The 17517-nt window shown below is 69.8% G+C and carries 16 protein-coding genes; 7 read left to right on the forward strand and 9 right to left on the reverse strand.

The genetic code is table 11. The features are described from left to right. Nucleotides 1–2: 2 nt before the first annotated feature. Entirely contained in the window at nucleotides 3–542 is a 540-nt protein-coding gene (locus WDJ57_RS09780) for a hypothetical protein (protein ID WP_338905948.1), read from the reverse strand. An 87-nt stretch (nucleotides 543–629) separates the two neighbouring features. Between WDJ57_RS09780 and WDJ57_RS09785 the strand changes: the two genes are divergently transcribed. Next, on the forward strand, nucleotides 630–878 hold the full coding sequence (locus tag WDJ57_RS09785) for a hypothetical protein (RefSeq protein WP_338905950.1): 249 nt from the start codon (nucleotides 630–632) through the stop codon (nucleotides 876–878). 7 nt (nucleotides 879–885) lie between these two features. Here WDJ57_RS09785 and WDJ57_RS09790 read toward each other — a convergent pair whose 3' ends face one another. Both WDJ57_RS09790 and WDJ57_RS09795 read right to left on the reverse strand, forming a co-directional pair. Further along, complete coding sequence (locus tag WDJ57_RS09790) at nucleotides 886–1383, reverse strand: DUF7122 family protein (protein ID WP_338905951.1); 498 nt, start codon at nucleotides 1381–1383, stop codon at nucleotides 886–888. Beyond that, the gene (locus WDJ57_RS09795) at nucleotides 1380–2336 is read right to left on the reverse strand and encodes an RsmB/NOP family class I SAM-dependent RNA methyltransferase (protein WP_338905953.1); all 957 of its coding nucleotides are present in this window, start codon (nucleotides 2334–2336) and stop codon (nucleotides 1380–1382) included. Before WDJ57_RS09795 ends, WDJ57_RS09790 begins: the two co-directional genes overlap by 4 nt. A gap of 87 nt (nucleotides 2337–2423) precedes the next feature. Between WDJ57_RS09795 and WDJ57_RS09800 the strand changes: the two genes are divergently transcribed. After that, nucleotides 2424–2867 (forward strand): hypothetical protein, encoded by a 444-nt coding sequence (locus WDJ57_RS09800; RefSeq protein ID WP_338905955.1) that lies wholly within the window; start codon nucleotides 2424–2426, stop codon nucleotides 2865–2867. 57 nt (nucleotides 2868–2924) lie between these two features. Then, nucleotides 2925–3659 (forward strand): proteasome assembly chaperone family protein, encoded by a 735-nt coding sequence (locus WDJ57_RS09805; protein ID WP_338905957.1) that lies wholly within the window; start codon nucleotides 2925–2927, stop codon nucleotides 3657–3659. Nucleotides 3660–3883: 224 nt separating this feature from the next. Here WDJ57_RS09805 and WDJ57_RS09810 read toward each other — a convergent pair whose 3' ends face one another. The 4 genes from WDJ57_RS09810 to WDJ57_RS09825 are packed head-to-tail and all read right to left on the reverse strand — an operon-like array spanning nucleotide 3884 to nucleotide 7412. Further along, nucleotides 3884–4870, reverse strand: a complete 987-nt coding sequence (locus tag WDJ57_RS09810) for a WD40/YVTN/BNR-like repeat-containing protein (protein ID WP_338905958.1) — start codon at nucleotides 4868–4870, stop codon at nucleotides 3884–3886. Nucleotides 4871–4899: 29 nt separating this feature from the next. After that, on the reverse strand, nucleotides 4900–5667 hold the full coding sequence (locus WDJ57_RS09815; protein WP_338905960.1) for a hypothetical protein: 768 nt from the start codon (nucleotides 5665–5667) through the stop codon (nucleotides 4900–4902). Nucleotides 5668–5709: 42 nt separating this feature from the next. Continuing rightward, nucleotides 5710–6519 (reverse strand): ABC transporter permease subunit, encoded by an 810-nt coding sequence (locus tag WDJ57_RS09820; RefSeq protein WP_338905961.1) that lies wholly within the window; start codon nucleotides 6517–6519, stop codon nucleotides 5710–5712. Next, nucleotides 6516–7412 (reverse strand): ABC transporter ATP-binding protein, encoded by an 897-nt coding sequence (locus tag WDJ57_RS09825; protein ID WP_338905962.1) that lies wholly within the window; start codon nucleotides 7410–7412, stop codon nucleotides 6516–6518. The genes WDJ57_RS09820 and WDJ57_RS09825 overlap by 4 nt, the downstream gene beginning before the upstream one ends. Nucleotides 7413–7643: 231 nt before the next feature. Between WDJ57_RS09825 and WDJ57_RS09830 the strand changes: the two genes are divergently transcribed. The 3 genes from WDJ57_RS09830 (at nucleotide 7644) to WDJ57_RS09840 (ending at nucleotide 12335) form a co-directional block, all read left to right on the forward strand. Further along, a complete protein-coding gene (locus tag WDJ57_RS09830; protein WP_338905964.1) occupies nucleotides 7644–10976 on the forward strand; it encodes a COG1361 S-layer family protein in 3333 nt (1110 codons plus the stop codon). A gap of 97 nt (nucleotides 10977–11073) precedes the next feature. Next, nucleotides 11074–11658 carry a metal-dependent hydrolase gene (locus tag WDJ57_RS09835; protein WP_338905965.1) on the forward strand — a complete coding sequence of 195 codons (585 nt, stop codon included), beginning with the start codon at nucleotides 11074–11076 and terminating at the stop codon, nucleotides 11656–11658. Nucleotides 11659–11729: 71 nt separating this feature from the next. After that, the gene (locus WDJ57_RS09840; RefSeq protein ID WP_338905966.1) at nucleotides 11730–12335 is read left to right on the forward strand and encodes a hypothetical protein; all 606 of its coding nucleotides are present in this window, start codon (nucleotides 11730–11732) and stop codon (nucleotides 12333–12335) included. A gap of 27 nt (nucleotides 12336–12362) precedes the next feature. On the opposite strand, the gene WDJ57_RS09845 is transcribed toward WDJ57_RS09840, so the two are convergent. After that, complete coding sequence (locus tag WDJ57_RS09845; RefSeq protein ID WP_338905967.1) at nucleotides 12363–13658, reverse strand: MFS transporter; 1296 nt, start codon at nucleotides 13656–13658, stop codon at nucleotides 12363–12365. 125 nt (nucleotides 13659–13783) lie between these two features. Here WDJ57_RS09845 and WDJ57_RS09850 point away from each other — a divergent pair, with 125 nt between their 5' ends. Beyond that, nucleotides 13784–14296: a hypothetical protein gene (locus tag WDJ57_RS09850; protein ID WP_338905969.1), complete on the forward strand. Its 513-nt coding sequence runs from the start codon at nucleotides 13784–13786 to the stop codon at nucleotides 14294–14296. Nucleotides 14297–14477: 181 nt separating this feature from the next. On the opposite strand, the gene uvrA is transcribed toward WDJ57_RS09850, so the two are convergent. Continuing rightward, a complete protein-coding gene (gene uvrA / locus WDJ57_RS09855; RefSeq protein ID WP_338905971.1) occupies nucleotides 14478–17456 on the reverse strand; it encodes an excinuclease ABC subunit UvrA in 2979 nt (992 codons plus the stop codon). Nucleotides 17457–17517 lie beyond the last annotated feature (61 nt).

The raw sequence follows: 17517 nt of genomic DNA on the forward strand, positions 1-17517 counted from the left end.
CGTCAGCAGTCGTACGAGCGCGACGACGCCTCGACGGTGACCGGCCGCGTCGCCGTCGCGACGGTCGCGTCGTCGGTCCTGACGCTGACCTGCACCGTCGCCTCGTCGCCCGCCGACAGCGTCTCGTCGTCTTCGAGGAGCCAGAACACGCGGACGGTTTCGGTGCCCTCGCTCGGAACGGACTGCGTCGTCGCCTCGTCGGTGTGGCCGAGACTCACCGCGACGGTCAGCGAGCCGTCGGCCGGCCCGTCCCACCCGGGCGGAACGTCGACGGTGACGTCGCCGAGCACGCTGATGCGGTCGCCGGGCGTCCCGCTGCCGAGACAGGTCTGGACCGAGCCGTCGCCCGACGGAATGGAACTCTCGTCGTTGAGTCGGACCGAGAGGTCCATCGACTCGACGGTGACGTTCTCGCTCTCGATGTCGTCGACGACGCCGCCGAAGACGACCAGCGTGCCGACGCTGAAGACCGTCAGGAGGAGGGTGACGGCGACGGTGGCGGGGCGCGGGGGCCAATCCAGCAACCAGGGGAGGGGATTCATGCCCGACACTGCGAAGGGCTGTCGGACAACTTTTGTGGACCGCTGCCGGTGAGAACACTTAATATCCGAGTACGTGTCAGTTCAGCCATGAGTGACGATACGCTCACAGCCCTCTCACAGCGGCCCGCAGCGTTCTGGATTGCCCTGGCCCTCCTCCTCGGCGGGTCGCTCGTCCCCGACACCGTCACGTTGAGCGGCCAGTCCCTCGGCGGCCTCATGGTCGGACTCGCCGCCCTCATCCTGGTGACGCGGGTCGTGGTCGCCCTCGCCCGCGTCTTCCGCAACGCCGCCAGCGCCGCTCGCGTCGGCTACGAGAGCGGCCAGGTCGAGGACTGAGGCCGCGCTACAGGTCCCGCCGCCGGCCCTTCGGCACCTGCGAGCGGAGTTCGCCGTAGACGTACAGCCCGACGCCGAGCGGTTCGGGTTCCCCCGCGACGTCCGCCGTGACGACGAGGTAGCCCCAGTCGCCGTCCCAGTCGTGTTCCTGGTCCTCGCCGGCCATGAACGTCGCCGCCTGCTCGCGCGTGAGGTGGACGACGTTCGCCGTCGCGTGGCCGCCGAAGCGCTGGACCGCGGTCAGCGTCGGCTTCCAGTGCTCCTGACGGGTCCGCATGAAGGTGATGCCCAGGCCCTCGATGTCGACCGGCGTCGGCTCCGCGCCCCGCAGCGCCCAGACCTTGCCGCTGCCGCGCTCCCAGAAGGTGTAGTCGGCGAAGACGGCGGGGTCGACGCCGAAGCGGTCCTCCCACCACGTCAGCACTTCCTCGCGAGTCGCCCGGCCCTCGACCTCCCGCTCGTCCGCGGTGGCCGGCAGGCGGTCGAAGCGGTGACTGTCGTTCATTCGGACACCTCCAGTTTCGCACAGAAGAACCCACCCGTGTCGTTGTGGTGCGGGTAGATGCGCTTCGCGTTGGCGACCTGGCCGTCGTACTCCCGGCCCTGCCACTCCGTGACGCCGGGCACGGCGTCCAGCGGCAGGTCGAAGTCGACGACGCGGAAGCCGCCCTCCTCGGCGAGGACGTAGTCGAGGACCTCCTCGTTCTCCTCCGGAGCGAACGTGCAGGTGGAGTAGACGACGGTCCCGCCCGGGCGGGTGACCTGCACGGCCCGGCGGAGGATGCCCTTCTGCGCGCCGGCGATGCCCTCGACGTGTTCGAGGCTCCACTCGTCTAACGTGTCGGGGTTCTTCCGGATGGTCCCCTCGCAGGAGCAGGGCACGTCCACGAGCGCGCGGTCGTACCCCTCCCCAGTGTCGGACTGCGTCCGACGAGCCTCCGAGTGTGACTCGGAGACACCGAAGGGCTTCAGCGAGTGGTTCCGGGCGTCCTCGTGGGTGATGGCGACGTTGGTGACGCCCAGGCGCTCGGCGTTCGAGCGCAGCGCGGAGATGCGCCCGATGTTGTTGTCCGTCGCGACGACGCGGCCGGCGTCGTCCATGATGGCCGCGAGCTGGGTCGTCTTGCTGCCCGGCGCGGCGCAGGCGTCCCAGACGCGCTCGCCGGGGGCAGGGTCCAGCACCGTCGCCGGCACTGCGGAGACCTCCTCCTGGCCGTGGAGCCAGCCGTGGACGTACGGCCAGTTCGCACCGGGCTGGTCCTCCGGCAGGCGGAACAGGCCCGGGTGCCAGTCGGCCCTCTCGTAGGCGATGTCCGCCTCGTCGAGGGCCCGCATCGCGCGCTCGACGGTCGTCTTGATGGTGTTGACGCGGACGGCCGCGGGCAGGGGGCGCTCGCAGGCCGCGAGAAACGCCTCGAAGTCGTCGACGAGCGGTTCGTACCGCTCCAGTACGGTCATTGCCCCGCCTTCGACGGGTCGGCGCTTGTGGGTTTCGACTCTCCGGCCCCGAAGCCCCCATATGCGTCCAGCGCGTGAACTACCAACATGGTAGACAGCGATCTCGGAACCGCCACAATCGTCTACGAAGACCCCCACGAGGGAACGGTCGAGACGACAGTCCAGAACGAGCACATCGCGTACTTCCAGGACCACTGGATTCTCAGGCGCGGCGAGGACGCGTCGGGCAACGACCTGGTGCGGCGCATCCCGGTCGAGCGCGTCCACTACGTCGAGCGCAGCGTGACGGCGTTCGAGGACGAGGTCGGGACGCTGCGCAACCAGGTCGAATCCGTCGCCGAGGACCTCCGCACGCGCTTTTTCGGCGGTCGCAGCGAGAGCGAAACCGAGGGCCAGCAGCCCATAGAGGTCGAAGTCGAGACGGAAGAGGAGGGGCCGGCCGAAACCGAGGAGGGTCACACGGTCGAGGTCGAGGAGGCCGACGCCGACGAGAGTGACGAGGCCGACGAAGACGACAGCGAGAAGTCCTAGCCCGGTTATCGTCCGGTCGTGGCGGACTGTTAAGGTGTCCGGCGGCGCAGTACAGGTATGGCACACATCGAGACGCACACGTCGATAGACCTCGACGCGCCGATGCTGGTGGAGGGACTGCCCGGCGTCGGACTGGTGGGGAAACTGGCCGCCGACCACCTGGTCACGGAGTTCGACATGACCTACTACGCCACCTGTCACTGCGAGGGGTTGCCCCGCGTGGCGATATACGAGGAGGGCGACCACGCCGTCCGGCCGCCGGTACGCATCTACGCCGACGAGCGCCGCGACCTGCTGGCACTCCAGAGCGACGTCCCCGTCTCGCCCAACATCGCGACCGAGTTCGCGACCTGCGTCACCGGGTGGCTGGCCGACAACGACGTGACGCCGGTGTACCTGAGCGGACTCGCGGAGGAGAAAGACGGCGTACCCGAGATGTACGGCGTCGGCACCGGCGACGGCGGGGCGCTGCTCGACGAGTACGACATCGGCCCGCCGACCGAGAGCGGGATGGTCAGCGGCCCCACCGGCGCACTCATCGCCGAGGCCAGCGAGCAAGGCCTCGGCGGCGTGGGGCTCGTCGTGCAGGCGAGCGCCCAGTTCCCGGACCCCGAGGCCGCGCGGGTCCTGCTGACGAAGGGCATCGAACCGCTTGCCGGCATCGACGTCGACACCGACAAACTCGTCGAGCAGGCCGACCGCGTCGCCGAGGCCCGCGAACGCCTCGCCAAGCAGATGCAGGAGGCCGAGGAGGAGTCCACCCGCGCGCGGCCGCTGGGGATGTACCAATAGTACCTTTTTCCGCCTCGGGTTTCCTCGTTCGTGTCTCGCGCTCACTGCGGGAACCACTCGGCGCAAAAATCTACGCTAAAAAGGCCGACGGCTCGGCTTTCAGCCTCGCCGTCGGTGAACCGCTCGCTTTGCTCACGGCTTCGCCGTTCGCGCATCCGAGACGCTCCCGCTGGTCGCGTCTCGCGCTCGCGGATGCTCCGGCCCGACTTCTGAGGCGGCGGTCCTCAGACGACCGCCAGTCCCCACCCGACCTGCTGGGGCTCCTCGGGCCAGTCGACGTCGAGGCGGTCCCACGAGCGGGCGGCGTCGGTGCTGTGGAAGAGCCCGCGGTTCGTCAGCGCGTAGAACTCGCAGGGGTCGCCGGCCGCGAGGGTGGCCCGCGTCGTCCCCTCGGGGTCCGGTAGGCCGTCCATCGCAAGGGACCAGCGGTCGCTGTCGCCGTCGCGGCGGTAGACGTACGCCTCGGCGCTGTCGAGCCAGTGGGCGCTGCGGGCGCCGTCGGACGCGGAGACGACGACCGTCTCCGGGTCGCCGGCGTCGACGGCCAGCCCCCAGACGTAGCGGTGGTCCAGCCCCTCGTCGGGGTACTCCCAGGTGTCGCCGCAGTCGGGCGTCTCGGCGTAGCCGTCGCCGGCGGCCGTGTAGACCCGGCAGGGGGCGTCGGGGTGGACCGCCAGCGTGTGGTTGTCCCGCCGGCCGCCCTCGGGGTGGTCCGTCCACGTCTCGCCGCCGTCGAGCGACCGGAGGAAGGCGCCGGCCTCGACGGCGACGTAGACGTGCGTCGGGTCGTGGGGGTTGATAGAAATCCAGCGGACGTGGTGGGTGTGCGACCGCGGCGGGTACGACCAGCGCTCGGCGGAGGGCAACGTCGTCAGGTCGCTGCAGGGCGCGAACGTCGCCCCGGCGTCGGCCGAGCGGTAGACGGCGCTGGGTTCGGTGCCGACCCACACTACCCCGGGGTCGTGCGGGCTGACCGTGACCGCCGTCACGCGGTCGTCGAACCCGCCGACGGACTCCCAGGTCTCGCCGCCGTCGGTGCTGCGCTGCAGGCCGGCCTCGACGGTGCCGGCGAAGACCCGCTCGGGGGCATCGGACGCGGCCGCGACGCACTCGAACCGGTGGCCGCCGAGCGCGGCCGTGGCCCGCCAGCCGTCGGTCCCCCCGCGGACGACGAGCAGGCGGTCGTCGAGCGCTGCGTAGAGTGTTGGCATACACCACAGTTTCGCGCCGACCCACTAAACTATACGCCGAAGGCGTTCCCGTAGCGGAGGCCGACCATCACGAAAACGACGGCGAGTTGCATCAGGCCCTGGATGCCGCCGAGGCGGGCGTTGCGCATCGCGAGGTCGCCGATGACGTCGTTGTCGGGGTCGGGAGAGGTGAGTTGCCGGTAGACGCGGACCTCGCCGGGGAGGATGACGCCGAAGCCGAGCACGACCAGCACCGTGACGATGGCCAGCGCCGCGACGAGCCACGGCGAGGCCATCCCGAACTCCGGCAGCGTCGAGAACAGGAAGGCTCCGGAACCGACGACGGCGGCCGCCAGCACGACCAGCGTCCGGGGGTCTGTCAGCGCGTCGAACTGGTAGCCGATGATGACCACGACCGGCACGGTCGTCGCGGCGGTCATCAGCGCCAGCCAGGGCATGACGTGCGGGAACCCGCGGGTCACCGCCATGTGGATGCCGGCTCCGACGGTCACCGTCGCCAGCGCCGGCATCAGGAACACCATCTTCGGCGTGAACCCGGAGAGGAAGCCGGCCCGCTGCTCGGGGTCCATACGGCCAAGCACCGGCCCGAGCACCGACCCCAGCAGGAGGTCGGTTCCGGTCCAGAGGATGCCCGCCATGACGTGGACGTAGACGATCGCCTGCGAGCTTCCGGAGGCGATGGCCCCGCCGAGTGCGAGCAGCGGGACCGCGATGGCCCCCGCCGCGAAGGCCGGATTCGCCTGTCGTGCCAGTCCGCCGATGCCCCGCCGCGTCCCGCCAGCCGTAGCGCCTGCCATGCGGGAAGCGTGACACGTCGCCCCCTAAACGGTACCGGTGGCTCAGGTCGCGATGTCCCGGCGCTCGAACAGTTCGGCGGCGACGACGACGCAGGCCACGACGGCCACGACCAGCGCGGCGACGTCCGCCAGGTCGACGACGCCGTCGACGAGAAGCTCTCCCGGGTCGTAGTACCGCGAGAACGCGACCGCGCCGAGCCACTCGAAGTCGGTGTCGAAGGTGAGGTTGTCGACGATGAACATGGCGAAGATGGCCCCGATGGCGAGCGTCTGCGCCCGGCGGGTCTCGTCGAAGCGCACCGAGACGAGGAGTCCGACGCCCGCACAGGCGAGGAGATAGGGAATCGAGAAACCGTGGACCATCGCCAGGTGCACCTGGTCGACGGTCTCGCCGATGGAGACCAGCGAGAGGTCGACGATTGCCATGGTCAGGACGTTGACCGCGAGGATGCTCGGGAGCAGGGCGAGGAACTTGCCGACGACGATGCTGGACCGGGACAGCGGCACGATGAGGAGGAACTCGATGGAGCCGTGCTCGACCTCGCCGGCGACGAGCGACGCCCCCGCGTAGGCGTAGTAGACGCCGAGCAGGAGCAGCCAGGCGAACTGGTAGAACTGCGAGACCAGATACCCCTCGATGGTGGTGATGGTGTCGACGTTGCCCACGACGGCCCGGCGGGTCTCCTCGGGGAGCGAGTCGAGGGCCGTCTCCAGGGCCTCGCTGGCCCCCTCCAGTGTCGGGAACAGCCCCACCGTCAGCAACGCGAGAAGGCCGAGGACGGCCGACAGCACCAGCACGCTCCGGACTCGCCGCCAGGACTCGAAGGCCAGCACGTCGAGCGTGCTGGTCACGCCGGGACCTCCCCCTCGTAGTAGTGCATGAACACCTCCTCGATGTCGGCCTCGCGTATCTCCACGTCCCGGAGGTCGCCGCGGTTCAGCCGGTCCAGCACCGTCCCGTAGTTGTCGGCCACCACCAGTTCGAGCACCCCCTCGTCGGTCACGCGGACGTCGCTGACCCCGTCGATGTCGAACGCGGCGGGGTCGGGCGGGCCGTCGAACTCCGCGCGGACCAGTTTTCCCGCCCGGGCCAGGAGCGCGGACACCGAGTCGAGTTCGACCAGCCGGCCGTTGCGGACGATGGCGACCCGGTCGCAGACGTCGCCGACGTCGCCGAGGATGTGCGAGGAGAAGACGACGGTCTTGCCCCTGTCGCGCTCGGTTTCGAGGAGCCTGCGGAACTCGTGTTGCACCATCGGGTCGAGGCCGGTCGTGGGCTCGTCCATCACGAGGAGGTCCGGGTCGTGCATGAACGCCTGGACGATGGCGAGTTTCTGCCTGTTGCCGCGCGAGTAGGTCCGGACCGCCCGGTCGACGGGGACCGGAAAGCGCGCGAGCATCTCCTCGCGGCGGTCGTCGCCCTTGAGTTGCCCGTAGTAGTCCAGCAGCGACGACCCGGTCGCGCCGCCGTAGAAGTCGAAGTCGCTCGGCAGGTGGCCGATGCGCCGCTTGGTCTCGGTGAACGCACGGCGGTCGGTCACGTCGGTCCCCAGCACCCGGGCCTCGCCGCTCGTCGGGGACTGGAAGCCGAGCAGCGTCCGGATGGCCGTGGACTTGCCGGCCCCGTTCGGCCCGAGAAACCCGAAGGCCTCGCCGTGGTCGACGGTCAGCGTCAGGTCCTCGATGCCGACCACCTCCCCGTAGTGCTTCGTCAGCGAGCGCAGCGCCACGGCTGGTTCGGGCACGTCCATGGGTGTCGCTCCGTGCCCGCCAAAACCTTTCGCGCGGCGAAGCGAAGCCGCGAGCAAGCGGAACCAAGTCGCAAGGGAGGGGCCGACGGCGGCGAGGTAAGCACTGCCGTCCGCGGGCGGGGAGCCGAGGTAGGACGAGGCTGTTCGGCGGCAGGGAGCGGTTACGCTCGCGGGAGCCTGAAACGGTCGCACCCGTTTTTGACCGCCAGCGCGTCATCTTGGTGCGTGCGCCGTCCTCGCCCGCGTGGCCGCCCGGTCCCCGCATCCGCCCCGAGACTGCTCGGCCTGCTCGTCGTCCTGGCAGCGGTGGTGCTGACAGTGGTGGCACCGCCGGTCGCCGGCCAGGCCGAGGAGGGGACCGTCGTCGGGCGGCCGTCGCTCGCGCTGTCGGCACAGGACAGCGAACTCCGGGTCGGCGAGCGCAACGTGCTCGAAGTGCTCGTCGCCAACGACGGCGACATCGACCGCGGCGGGCCGGCGGAGTTCGTCGAGCGGGTGACGACCGCCCGGAACGTCCGCCTGACGGTCGCCGAGGACCGCCTGGACGAGCAACTGGCGCGGGCTGTCGACGTGCGGACGGGGACGGTCCTCGTCGGCACTGTCGGCCAGGGCGTCGTCGGCCCCTTCGAGGTGGAACTCGACGTCGCGGAGTCGCTGCCGCCCGGCGAGTACGAGATTCCCGTCCGCGTCACCTACGACTACACTACCTTCGTCGAGTACGGCCCGGGGCGGAACCCGACGTTCGGTGACGCCTCGCGGACCGACGTCGTGTTCCTCACCGTGGTCGTCGAGGACCGGGCGCGCTTCGAGGTGACGCCCCGCCCCGACCAGTCGATACCGGCGGGCACGACGGGGACCGTCGGGCTGTCCGTCCGCAACGTCGGGGGCGAACCGGCGAGAAACGCGCGGGTCCGCCTCTCGGCGGAGGACTCCCCGCTTTTCTTCGGCGAGAGCGACAGCCCGCAGGACACCGTGACGACGCTCGTCCCCGAACTCGGGGCCGGCGAGACCACCCGCGTGAACGTCCCCGTCGGCACCGGCCGCGACACCCGACCCGGGACCTACCCGCTGGTCGCGAGCGTCGAGTACGCGGACAGGAGAGGCGTCACCCAGCAGACGCCGGCGACGGAGGTGGCGGTGGCCGTCCAGCGCCGACAGAGCTTCGCCGTCGCGGTCAGCGACGCCGCGTTGCAGGTCGGCCAGGAGGGCAGCGTCACCGGCACCGTCCGCAACACCGGCGACCGTCGCGTCGACGAGGCCGTCCTCGCACTGGAGGCCGTACCAGCAGAACTCGCCCCCCAGAACGTCGAGGTGCCGCTGGGGGCGCTCGGCCCCGGCGAGAACGCCACCTTCGCGTACACGCTGACGGTCTCGAACCGGACGACAGCGGGACCGCGGCAGTTCGGCTTCCGGGTGCGCTACCGCGACGAGGCCGGCGAGCAGCGGACCAGCGACCCGCTGGAGGCGACCGTCGCCGTCGCGCGCGAGCAGACCTTCGCCGTCGGCAACCTGACGGACGACCTGCGGGTCGGCTGGACCGGGACACTCGCGGGGACGGTCGTCAACACCGGCGACGCGCCCGTCTCGAACGCCACCGTCGTCCTCCGGGGGAGCGGGGAGGGCGTCGTCCCGCGTGCGACCGAGTTCGCCGTCGGCGACCTGGCACCCGGCGAACCGGCCCCCTTCGAGTTCACCGTCGACGTCTCCAACCGGACCGACGCCGGCCGGCGCCCGGTCGGCTTCCGGGTGCGCTACCGCGACGCGCGCGGGAACCGCCAGGCCAGCGACCGCATCGACGCCAGCGTCACCGTCGGGTCCGAGCAGACCTTCGCCGTCTCCGACACCTCGCAGTCGCTCCGGGTCGGCCAGCGCGGGACGGTCCGCGGCGTCGTGACCAACACCGGCGAGACGGCCGTCACCGACGCCGTGGTCGTCCTCGACACGGCGGGAACGATGCAGGCAGCGGACCGCGAGTTCGTGGTCGGTAACCTCGCGCCCGGCGAGCGCGCCCCCTTCGAGTTCACCGTCGACGTCTCCAACCGCAGCGAGGCCGGGCCGCGACAGGTGAGCTACCGGGTGCGCTACCGCGGCGAGGACGGCGAGCGCCGCACCAGCGAGCGTCTCACCGCCCCCGTCGGCGTGGGGCCGGCCCCCGCCTTCGCCGTCCGCAACCTCACCGCGGCGCTCCGGGTTGGCCAGCCCGGCACCGTCTCGGGAGCGGTCGTCAACACCGGCGACGCGGCCGTCGACGACGCAGTCCTCCAGTTCGCGCCGGGCGTGTCGGCAATCGTCCCGCGGACCGGCGAGGTGGCGCTGGGGACGCTCGAACCCGGCGAGCGCGTCCCCTTCCAGTTCACCGTCGACGTCTCCAACCGGACCGCGCCGGGGACGCGGCCGGCCACGTTCCGGGTGCAGTACAGCGACCCCGCGGACGTGACCCGCCGGAGCGACCCGCTCCAGCACGTCCTGCCGGTCAGCCGTGAGCAGACCTTCGCCGTCACCGACGTGCAGAGCGCCCTCCGCGTGGGCCAGCGCGGGACCGTCAGCGGACGGGTCGTCAACACCGGCCCCGGGAACGTCAGCGACGCGTCGGTGGCGCTGGGCGCGAGCGGGGACCTCCGCCCCACGACGTCGGAGATAGCCGTCGGCGACCTCGCCGCCGGCGAGAGCGTCCCCTTCGCGTTCACGGTGGTCGTCCCGAACGGCTCCGACGCGAACCAGCGAGTCTTCCCGTTCCAAGTCCGGTACCGCGCCGGCTTCGGCGAGACGGTCGTGAGCGACCGCATCGACGCCAGCGTCGGCGTCGGGGCCGAACAGACCTTCGCCCTCGCGAACCTCACGGACACCCTCCGGGTCGACTGGACCGGGACCGTCTCCGGGACGGTCGTCAACACCGGCGACGCGCCCGTCTCGGGGGCAGTGGTCCAGGTCGCGGGCGACAGCCTCCTGCGACCCCGGGCGCGGGAGTACGCGGTCGGCGACCTCGCGCCCGGCGAGCGCGTCCCCTTCGAGTTCACCGTCGACGTGCCGAACGGAACGGTGCCCGGCCCGCGGCTGCTCTCCTTTCGCGTCCGGTACCGCGCCGGGACGCAGGTGTACGTGAGCGACCCCGTCGACGGCCGGGTGACCGTCGGTCCCGAGCGCGAGCCATTCACCGTGCGACCGGTCAACGCCACCGTCCCGGTCGACGGCGACAGCGTCCTCACCGTCGAGGTGACGAACGTCGTCGACGAGCCGCTGACCGACGTGCGCGGCCAGCTGGGCGTGGCCGCCCCGTTCGAGACGGAGGATACCTCGGCCTTCGCCGGCCGGCTCGCACCGGGGGAGTCGACGCGGCTACGCTTCGACCTCTCGGCGACCAACGACGCGATTCCGAAAAACGACAGCGTCCAGCTATCGGTCAGCTACACGGACGCCCGCGGCGACCGGCGGGTGACGACGCCCTACGTCGTCCCCGTGACCGTCGTCCAGCCAGCCGCGAGCGTGCCCATCGTCCCCACGGCGCTCGGCCTCCTCGCCGTCGTCGGGGCCGCCATCTGGTGGTGGCGGCGGCGGTGACCGGGGACGCGCCGCTCCCGCCGACGGTGCCGGAAGAGAACGGCCAGCGGGCGCAGCCACAGTGTATTTACTGACACGTCGGCAAGGGACGGACACGATGATGGTCTTCACCCACGTGCTCGTCGGCGTCCTCGTCGGGGCACTCGCCGCGCCCGCCTCGCCGGGTCTGACGGCCGAACTCGTGGGTGCGGGGCTCGTCGGCGGGTTGTTGCCGGACCTGGACATGCTCTTCGTCCACCGGAAGACGCTGCACTTTCCGGTGCTCTACGCGCTCGCTGCCGTGGTTCTGGGCGTCGTGGTGCTCGTGACTGGTTCGGGAGCGGCGGCGGTCCTGTGCGTGGCCGCACTCGCGGCGGCCCTCCACTGCGCGATGGACACGCTCGGCGGCGGGAAGGAGATGCGGCCGTGGCGCGAAACCGACGAGCGAGCGGTCTACAACCACGTCGCCGGGGAGTGGGTCCGCCCCCGACGGCTCTTCTACGACGGGTCGCTGCCGGACCTCGCGCTGTCCGTCGGGACCGGAGCCGGAACCCTCTGGTTGCTGCCCGGGCAGTTCACGACGCCGGTGCTGGTGCTGGTCGGCTTCGCCGTCGTCTACACCGGTCTGCGACGGACTGTCACCGAGCTGATATCGGAGGAGTACACGACCTTCTCCGGGTACATCCAGAGCAAGCTCCGGTAGGCCGACGAGGCCGCCGTCGGGCCGCTCGCACACAGTTTAATGGTGGCTCCCTCCGAACCCGGAGTACCTGCATGGCAGTCGACATCTCGCTGTTCGTCTCACTGCTTTTCGTGGTCATCATCGAAATCGGCGGCATCGCGCGGTCGCTGGACCTCCAGCGCATCTCCGAGGAGAAGCTCCCGCCGTTTTTCGTCGGGCTGTTCTACCTGCTCGACACCGGCTCCCAGCAGAGAGTCCGGGTCCCACAGCTCGGCCGGTTCAACTTCCTGCACGGGGCGAACCTGGCGCTCATCCTCCTCGGGTTCATCCTCGTCACGGACACGACGGCGGGGACCAGCGGCGTGCTCATCGCGCTGGTCACGTTCACCATCTGGGCGCTCCTGCCGCTGCTGGAGGTCGACGAGTACGAGGACATCCTCCGGGACGGGTACAGACCCGTCTCGTACTACCACCACGTCGCGATGACGGTGGCGACGGCCCTGTTCGTGTACTTCTTCGACCCGGCGTGGAACGCCCTCGTCGGCACCGGCGGGCCGTGGTTCGCGAAGGACGCCGTGCTCGTCGCCGGGTGTCTCGCCGGGTACTACCTGTCCCTGCTCGGCTTCCTCAAGCACCTCGAACGCGAACTGGACAGACAGGAGACGAACAGGTTGCCGGACCGTCTGACGAAGGCGTAAGAGGGGGTCCACGGCGTCGCGTCGCCGTCAGTCCCCCGCCGAGGGGTCGGTCCCCGGCCGACGGGTGACGTCCGCGCGACGGGTGCTGAGGACGAACCCGACGGTGGCGACGGCGATGAAGGCCGCGGCCAGCACGAATCCGGCCTCCGGCCAGAGGAAGTCCATTGTCGTCCCGACCAGCACCGGTCCGGCCACCTGCCCGACCTTCCAGGAGATGGAGCGCAGCGACATCGCGCTCGCCACCGAGTCGTACCTGGTGCCCTCGTCGACGAACAGCGACATGCTCGCCGGCAGGCGGATGGAGTCGGCCACGCCCAGAAGCGAGTAGGCACCAAAGAGCGCGAAGAAGGCGCCGCCGAGCAGCTGGGTGTCGCCGAGGAACGTGACCGCCACGGGCGAGATGCGCCCGTCGAAGTACGACGCCAGCGGAATCGCGGCGGTGCCGACGCCGTACAGCAGTGCGCCGACGGCGACGAAGTAGTGCTCGCGGCCGTAGCGGTCGGTGAGCGAGCCGACGACCCCCTGCATGAGCGTCTTCGTGAGTTTGCCGCCGGCCATGATCCAGCCGATGGCGAAGGCGGAGATGCCGAAGTGCGTGCGGGCGTAGATGGGGAGGAAGATGATGACCGCCATCTTGCCGACGCTGAAGGCGAAGCGGAAGCCGACCAGCGAGCGCAGCATCGGCAGCGCCAGCAGCGACCGGAACGTCTCGACGCCGCCCGCTTCCTCGGGGTCTTTCTGCCCGCCGGGATTGTCCCGGAGGAAAGCGTAGACGAGCACGAACGCGGCGAGCGTGATGGCCGTCAGGACGAGGTAGGGGACGGTGAAGCCGTAGGCGAAGAGGAGGTAGCCGCCGACCAGGTCGCCGAACAGGGAGGAGAAGGAGGCGAACTGGTTGTACGACCCGAGCCAGAGGCCCTGCTCGTCGTCGGGGCTGATTTCGCCGACGATGGTCGACCCGGTAATCCACAGCAGACTCGCGCCGAGGCCCTGGACCATCCGGACCAGGACGACGTGGACCGGGCTGGAGACGAACAGGAAGGCGACGAAGACGACGACGTTGACCAGAAAGCCCGCGAGCAGGTACCGCTTGGCGTTGCCGGTGTCGACCTTCCGGCCCAGCGGGAGGACGATGAGCAACTGGACCAGCGCGAAGCCGGTGCCGAACAGCCCCTCGACGAACCCGGAGGTCTGGAAGACGTCGGCGTACAGCGCCAGCGCGATGAGGATGGTCGAGTACGCCTGGCTCCGGGCGAAGGCGGTGCCGGCCAGGGCGGCGAACTCCCGGTCGCGCAGGAGGGAGATGGAACTGAAACGTGTCACAGAGGGCCCGACTACTCGAAGGTGGATTGAGAGGCAAAAACCCCACGATACGACCCGGCAACGCGGGTGATTCACGCGGGAGACGGGAGCAAGACATATCACTCGACCGAGCCGAGTATCCGGCAGTGTCTGCCACCGTCTCGAAACTCGCGAACGCCCTCCTCACGCTGGCAGTCTGGCCGGGGATTCTCGCCCACGAGTACGCCCACTACGCCGCCTGCCGGCTGACCGGCGTCGCGGTCGTCTCCCCGCCCGCGCTCCGGCCCTTCGAGGACAGCGCCGTGCTCGAACACGAGCGCGTCGAGGGATTCGGGGCCGACCTCGCCATCACGCTCGCGCCCTTCGTCGGGAACTCGGTGCTCGCCTTCGCGGCGTTCGCGGCCGCCGGCGCGACGACGGGGGCGGCGACGTCGCTGGCGCTCTGGCTGGGCGTCTGTTTCGGGTTCACCGCGCTGCCGAGCGTCACGGACACGGAGACGCTGCCGGTGACGGCCTCCTCGGTACCGAATCCGCTGGCACCGCTGGGCTACGCGGTGGCGCACTCGCTCCGGACGCTCACCCGGTCGGCGTGGGTGAGCGGGCCGCTGACGTTCGTGTGGACGCTGGCGTTGCTGTCGGGGAGTGCGGGCGTGGTGTAAGTGGCGGCGGGAAGCATAGCATCCGAACGCGAGCGAAGCGAGACGCGACCACCGGGAGCGTCTCGAAGGAGCGAACGGCGATAGCCGTGAGCAAAGCGAGCGTTCGGCCTTTTTCGCCCACGTTTTTGCCGCGAGCGGTTCGCGCGAAGTGCGAATCCCGAGCGGGAAAAAGGTGGTGGCCTTAGTCGTCGTCCGCCCCGGCCGGCTGTTCGCCGTCGGCGGCCTCGGCGGCCAGTTCCCGGTCGGAGCGCGGGCCGTCGAGTTCGACGGCCGGCAACAGGTCCCGCAGGTAGCGGCCGGTGTGTGACTCCTCGGTCCGGGCGACATCCTCGGGCGTGCCCTCGGCGACCACCTCGCCGCCGTTCTCGCCGCCCTCCGGCCCCAGGTCGACGATGTGGTCGGCGTTCTTCACGAGGTCGAGTTCGTGCTCGATGACGACGACGGTGTTGCCCTCGTCGGTCAGGCGGTGGAGCACCTCGATGAGTTTGCGCTCGTCCTCCGGGTGGAGGCCGGTTGTCGGCTCGTCCAGCAGGTACAGGGTGTCGCCGCTGTCTTTCTTGCCCAGTTCCTCCGCGAGTTTCACGCGCTGGGCCTCGCCGCCGGACAGCGTGGTCGAGGGCTGTCCCAGGCGCATGTAGCCCAGGCCGACGTCCTTCAGGAGCTTCAGCCGGCGGCGCAGCTGGCTGTGGCTCTCGAAGAAGTCGTGGGCCTCCGCGACGCTCATCTGGAGGACGTCGGCGATGGTCTTGCCCTTGTAGGTAACGTCCAGCGTCTCGTCGTTGTAGCGGTCGCCGCCGCACTCCTCGCAGGGGACGTAGACGTCCGAGAGGAAGTTCATCTCGATTTTTACGGTCCCCTGGCCGCCACACTCCTCGCAGCGGCCGCCCTTGACGTTGAAGGAGAACCGGCCTTTCTCGTAGCCCCGCTGGTTCGCGAGGTCAGTCTGGGCGAACAGTTCCCGGACGTAGTCGAAGACGTTGGTGTAGGTCGCGGGGTTCGACCGCGGCGTCCGACCGATGGGCGACTGGTCGATGAGTCGGACCGTCTCGATGTTGTCCAGGCCCTCGATGGCGTCGTGGTCGCCGGGGTCGACGCTGGTGTTGTCGTTCATCTCGCGGGCCAGTCCCTTGTAGAGCACGTCGTGCATCAGCGTCGACTTGCCCGACCCGGAGACGCCGGTGATGGCGGTGAAACAACCGACTGGCAGGTCCACGTCGACGTCCTTGAGGTTGTGCTGGCGCGCGCCGACGATGGTGACCTCCCCGTCGCGGTCCCGGCGGCTTTCCGGGACCGAGATGGACTTACGGCCGGATAGGTAGTCCGCGGTGACGCTCTCGTCGCACTCCAGCACCTCGTCGAAGTCGCCGTTGACGACGACCTCGCCGCCGCGCTTACCGGGGCCGGGTCCCATGTCGATGATGTTGTCCGCCCGCCGCATCGTCTCGGTGTCGTGCTCGACGACCAGCAGCGTGTTGCCGATGTCCCGCAACTCTTCGAGCGTGTTCAGCAGGCGGTCGTTGTCCCGCTGGTGAAGGCCGATGGAGGGTTCGTCCAGCACGTAGAGGACGCCGACGAGGCCGGAGCCAATCTGCGTGGCGAGGCGGATGCGCTGGCTCTCGCCACCGGAGAGCGTCGACGCTTCGCGGTCGAGCGTCAGGTACTCCAGGCCGACCTCGCACATGAACCCGAGGCGGGCGCGAATCTCCTTGAGGATCTCCTCGGCGATCTTGGTCTCGCGCTCGTTCAGCGTCGCTTCGAGTCCCTCGAAGTGCTCCAGCGCGTCGCCGATGGACATCCGGTTGACCTCTGTGATTGGTGTGCCGTCGACCAGCACCGCGCGGGACTCGCTCTTGAGGCGGGTGCCCTCGCACTCGGGGCAGGTGGTGACGGCCATGTACTCCTCGATGTGCTCGCGCGCGCGGTCGCTGTCGGTCTCGACGTGGCGGCGTTCGAGGTTGTTGATGACGCCCTCGAAGCGTTCGGTCTTCTCGCGCGTGCCGTTCTTGGTCGTCCACTGGAAGTGGACCAGGTCGTCGGTGCCGTAGAGGAACTGCCGCTGGACGCTCTCGTCCAGGTCCTCGAAGGGGGTGTCCAGCGAGACGCCGAAGTGCTCGGCGACGTTGTCCAGTTGTCGCGAGTAGTAGGTGCGGTTGTAGCTCCAGGGCTCGAAGACGTGCTTGAGCGGTTTCGACGGGTCCTGGACGACCAGGTCCTCGCTGACCTCCTTGGTGGAGCCGATGCCCTCACACTCCGGGCAGGCACCGTGGGGGCTGTTGAAGGAAAAGGAGCGGGTCTCGATTTCGCTGATGTCGATGCCGCAGTGCGTGCAGGCGAGGTCCTCGGAGAACTCGACGACGAGGCGGTCGTCGGTCTCGTCCTCGGCCAAATCGCCCGTCGAACGGGCGGTCGCGCCGCCCACTTCGAGGTCCGCCGGCGGGTCCGGGAAGACGACCTTCAGGACGCCGTCGGCCTCCTCCAGGGCGGTCTCGACGGAGTCGGTGATGCGCGAGCGGGCGTCGGGGGCTATCTTCACCCGGTCGACCACCACGTCGACGGTGTGGTCGTAGTTCTCGTCCAGGTCCGGGCGCTCGACGGTGAGGTCGAACTCGTCGCCGTCGACCTCGACGCGGGTGTAGCCCTCGCTGACGAGTTCGTCGAAGCGGTCCTCGAAGGCGCCCTTCTGGTCGCGGACGACCGGGGCGCAGATTTTCGCGCGTGTGCCCTCGGGCACGTCCAGCAGGCGACGGACCATCTGCTGGGCGGACTGCTCGCCGACCTCGCGGCCACACTCCGGGCAGTGCGGGTCGCCGATGCGGGCGTAGAGCAGGCGGAGGTAGTCGTGGAGTTCCGTCACCGTGCCGACGGTCGAGCGGGGGTTGTTGGCGGCGTTCTTCTGGTCGATGGAGATGGCCGGCGAGAGGCCCTCCACGTTCTCGACCTGGGGTTTGTCCATCTGCCCGAGGAAGTTCCGGGCGTACGCCGACAGCGACTCGATGTAGCGGCGCTGCCCCTCGGCGTAGATGGTCTCGAAGGCGAGCGAGGACTTGCCCGACCCCGACAGCCCCGTCACGACCGTCAGTTCCTCGCGGGGGACAGTCACGTCGATGTCCTTGAGGTTGTGTTCCTCGGCCCCGCGTACCTCGATGTAGTCGCGACTCATCTTGGCAAAGCCAGGGACTGACGTGGTGAAACCCTATCGGTTCCCGCTCGGCTGTTCCGCC

It is taken from the genome of Salinibaculum sp. SYNS191 (assembly GCF_037338445.1).
In the GTDB taxonomy this organism is placed as follows: domain Archaea; phylum Halobacteriota; class Halobacteria; order Halobacteriales; family Haloarculaceae; genus Salinibaculum; species Salinibaculum marinum.

Bases quoted from the DNA above. Each gene is read 5' to 3' on its own strand.
- uvrA (WP_338905971.1), bottom strand. From the start codon at position 17,456: ATGAGTCGCGACTACATCGAGGTACGCGGGGCCGAGGAACACAACCTC.
- WDJ57_RS09795 (WP_338905953.1), bottom strand. From the start codon at position 2,336: ATGACCGTACTGGAGCGGTACGAACCGCTCGTCGACGACTTCGAGGCG.
- WDJ57_RS09785 (WP_338905950.1), top strand. From the start codon at position 630: ATGAGTGACGATACGCTCACAGCCCTCTCACAGCGGCCCGCAGCGTTC.
- WDJ57_RS09805 (WP_338905957.1), top strand. From the start codon at position 2,925: ATGGCACACATCGAGACGCACACGTCGATAGACCTCGACGCGCCGATG.
- WDJ57_RS09835 (WP_338905965.1), top strand. From the start codon at position 11,074: ATGATGGTCTTCACCCACGTGCTCGTCGGCGTCCTCGTCGGGGCACTC.
- WDJ57_RS09800 (WP_338905955.1), top strand. From the start codon at position 2,424: ATGGTAGACAGCGATCTCGGAACCGCCACAATCGTCTACGAAGACCCC.
- WDJ57_RS09780 (WP_338905948.1), bottom strand. From the start codon at position 542: ATGAATCCCCTCCCCTGGTTGCTGGATTGGCCCCCGCGCCCCGCCACC.
- WDJ57_RS09815 (WP_338905960.1), bottom strand. From the start codon at position 5,667: ATGGCAGGCGCTACGGCTGGCGGGACGCGGCGGGGCATCGGCGGACTG.
- WDJ57_RS09840 (WP_338905966.1), top strand. From the start codon at position 11,730: ATGGCAGTCGACATCTCGCTGTTCGTCTCACTGCTTTTCGTGGTCATC.
- WDJ57_RS09810 (WP_338905958.1), bottom strand. From the start codon at position 4,870: ATGCCAACACTCTACGCAGCGCTCGACGACCGCCTGCTCGTCGTCCGC.
- WDJ57_RS09790 (WP_338905951.1), bottom strand. From the start codon at position 1,383: ATGAACGACAGTCACCGCTTCGACCGCCTGCCGGCCACCGCGGACGAG.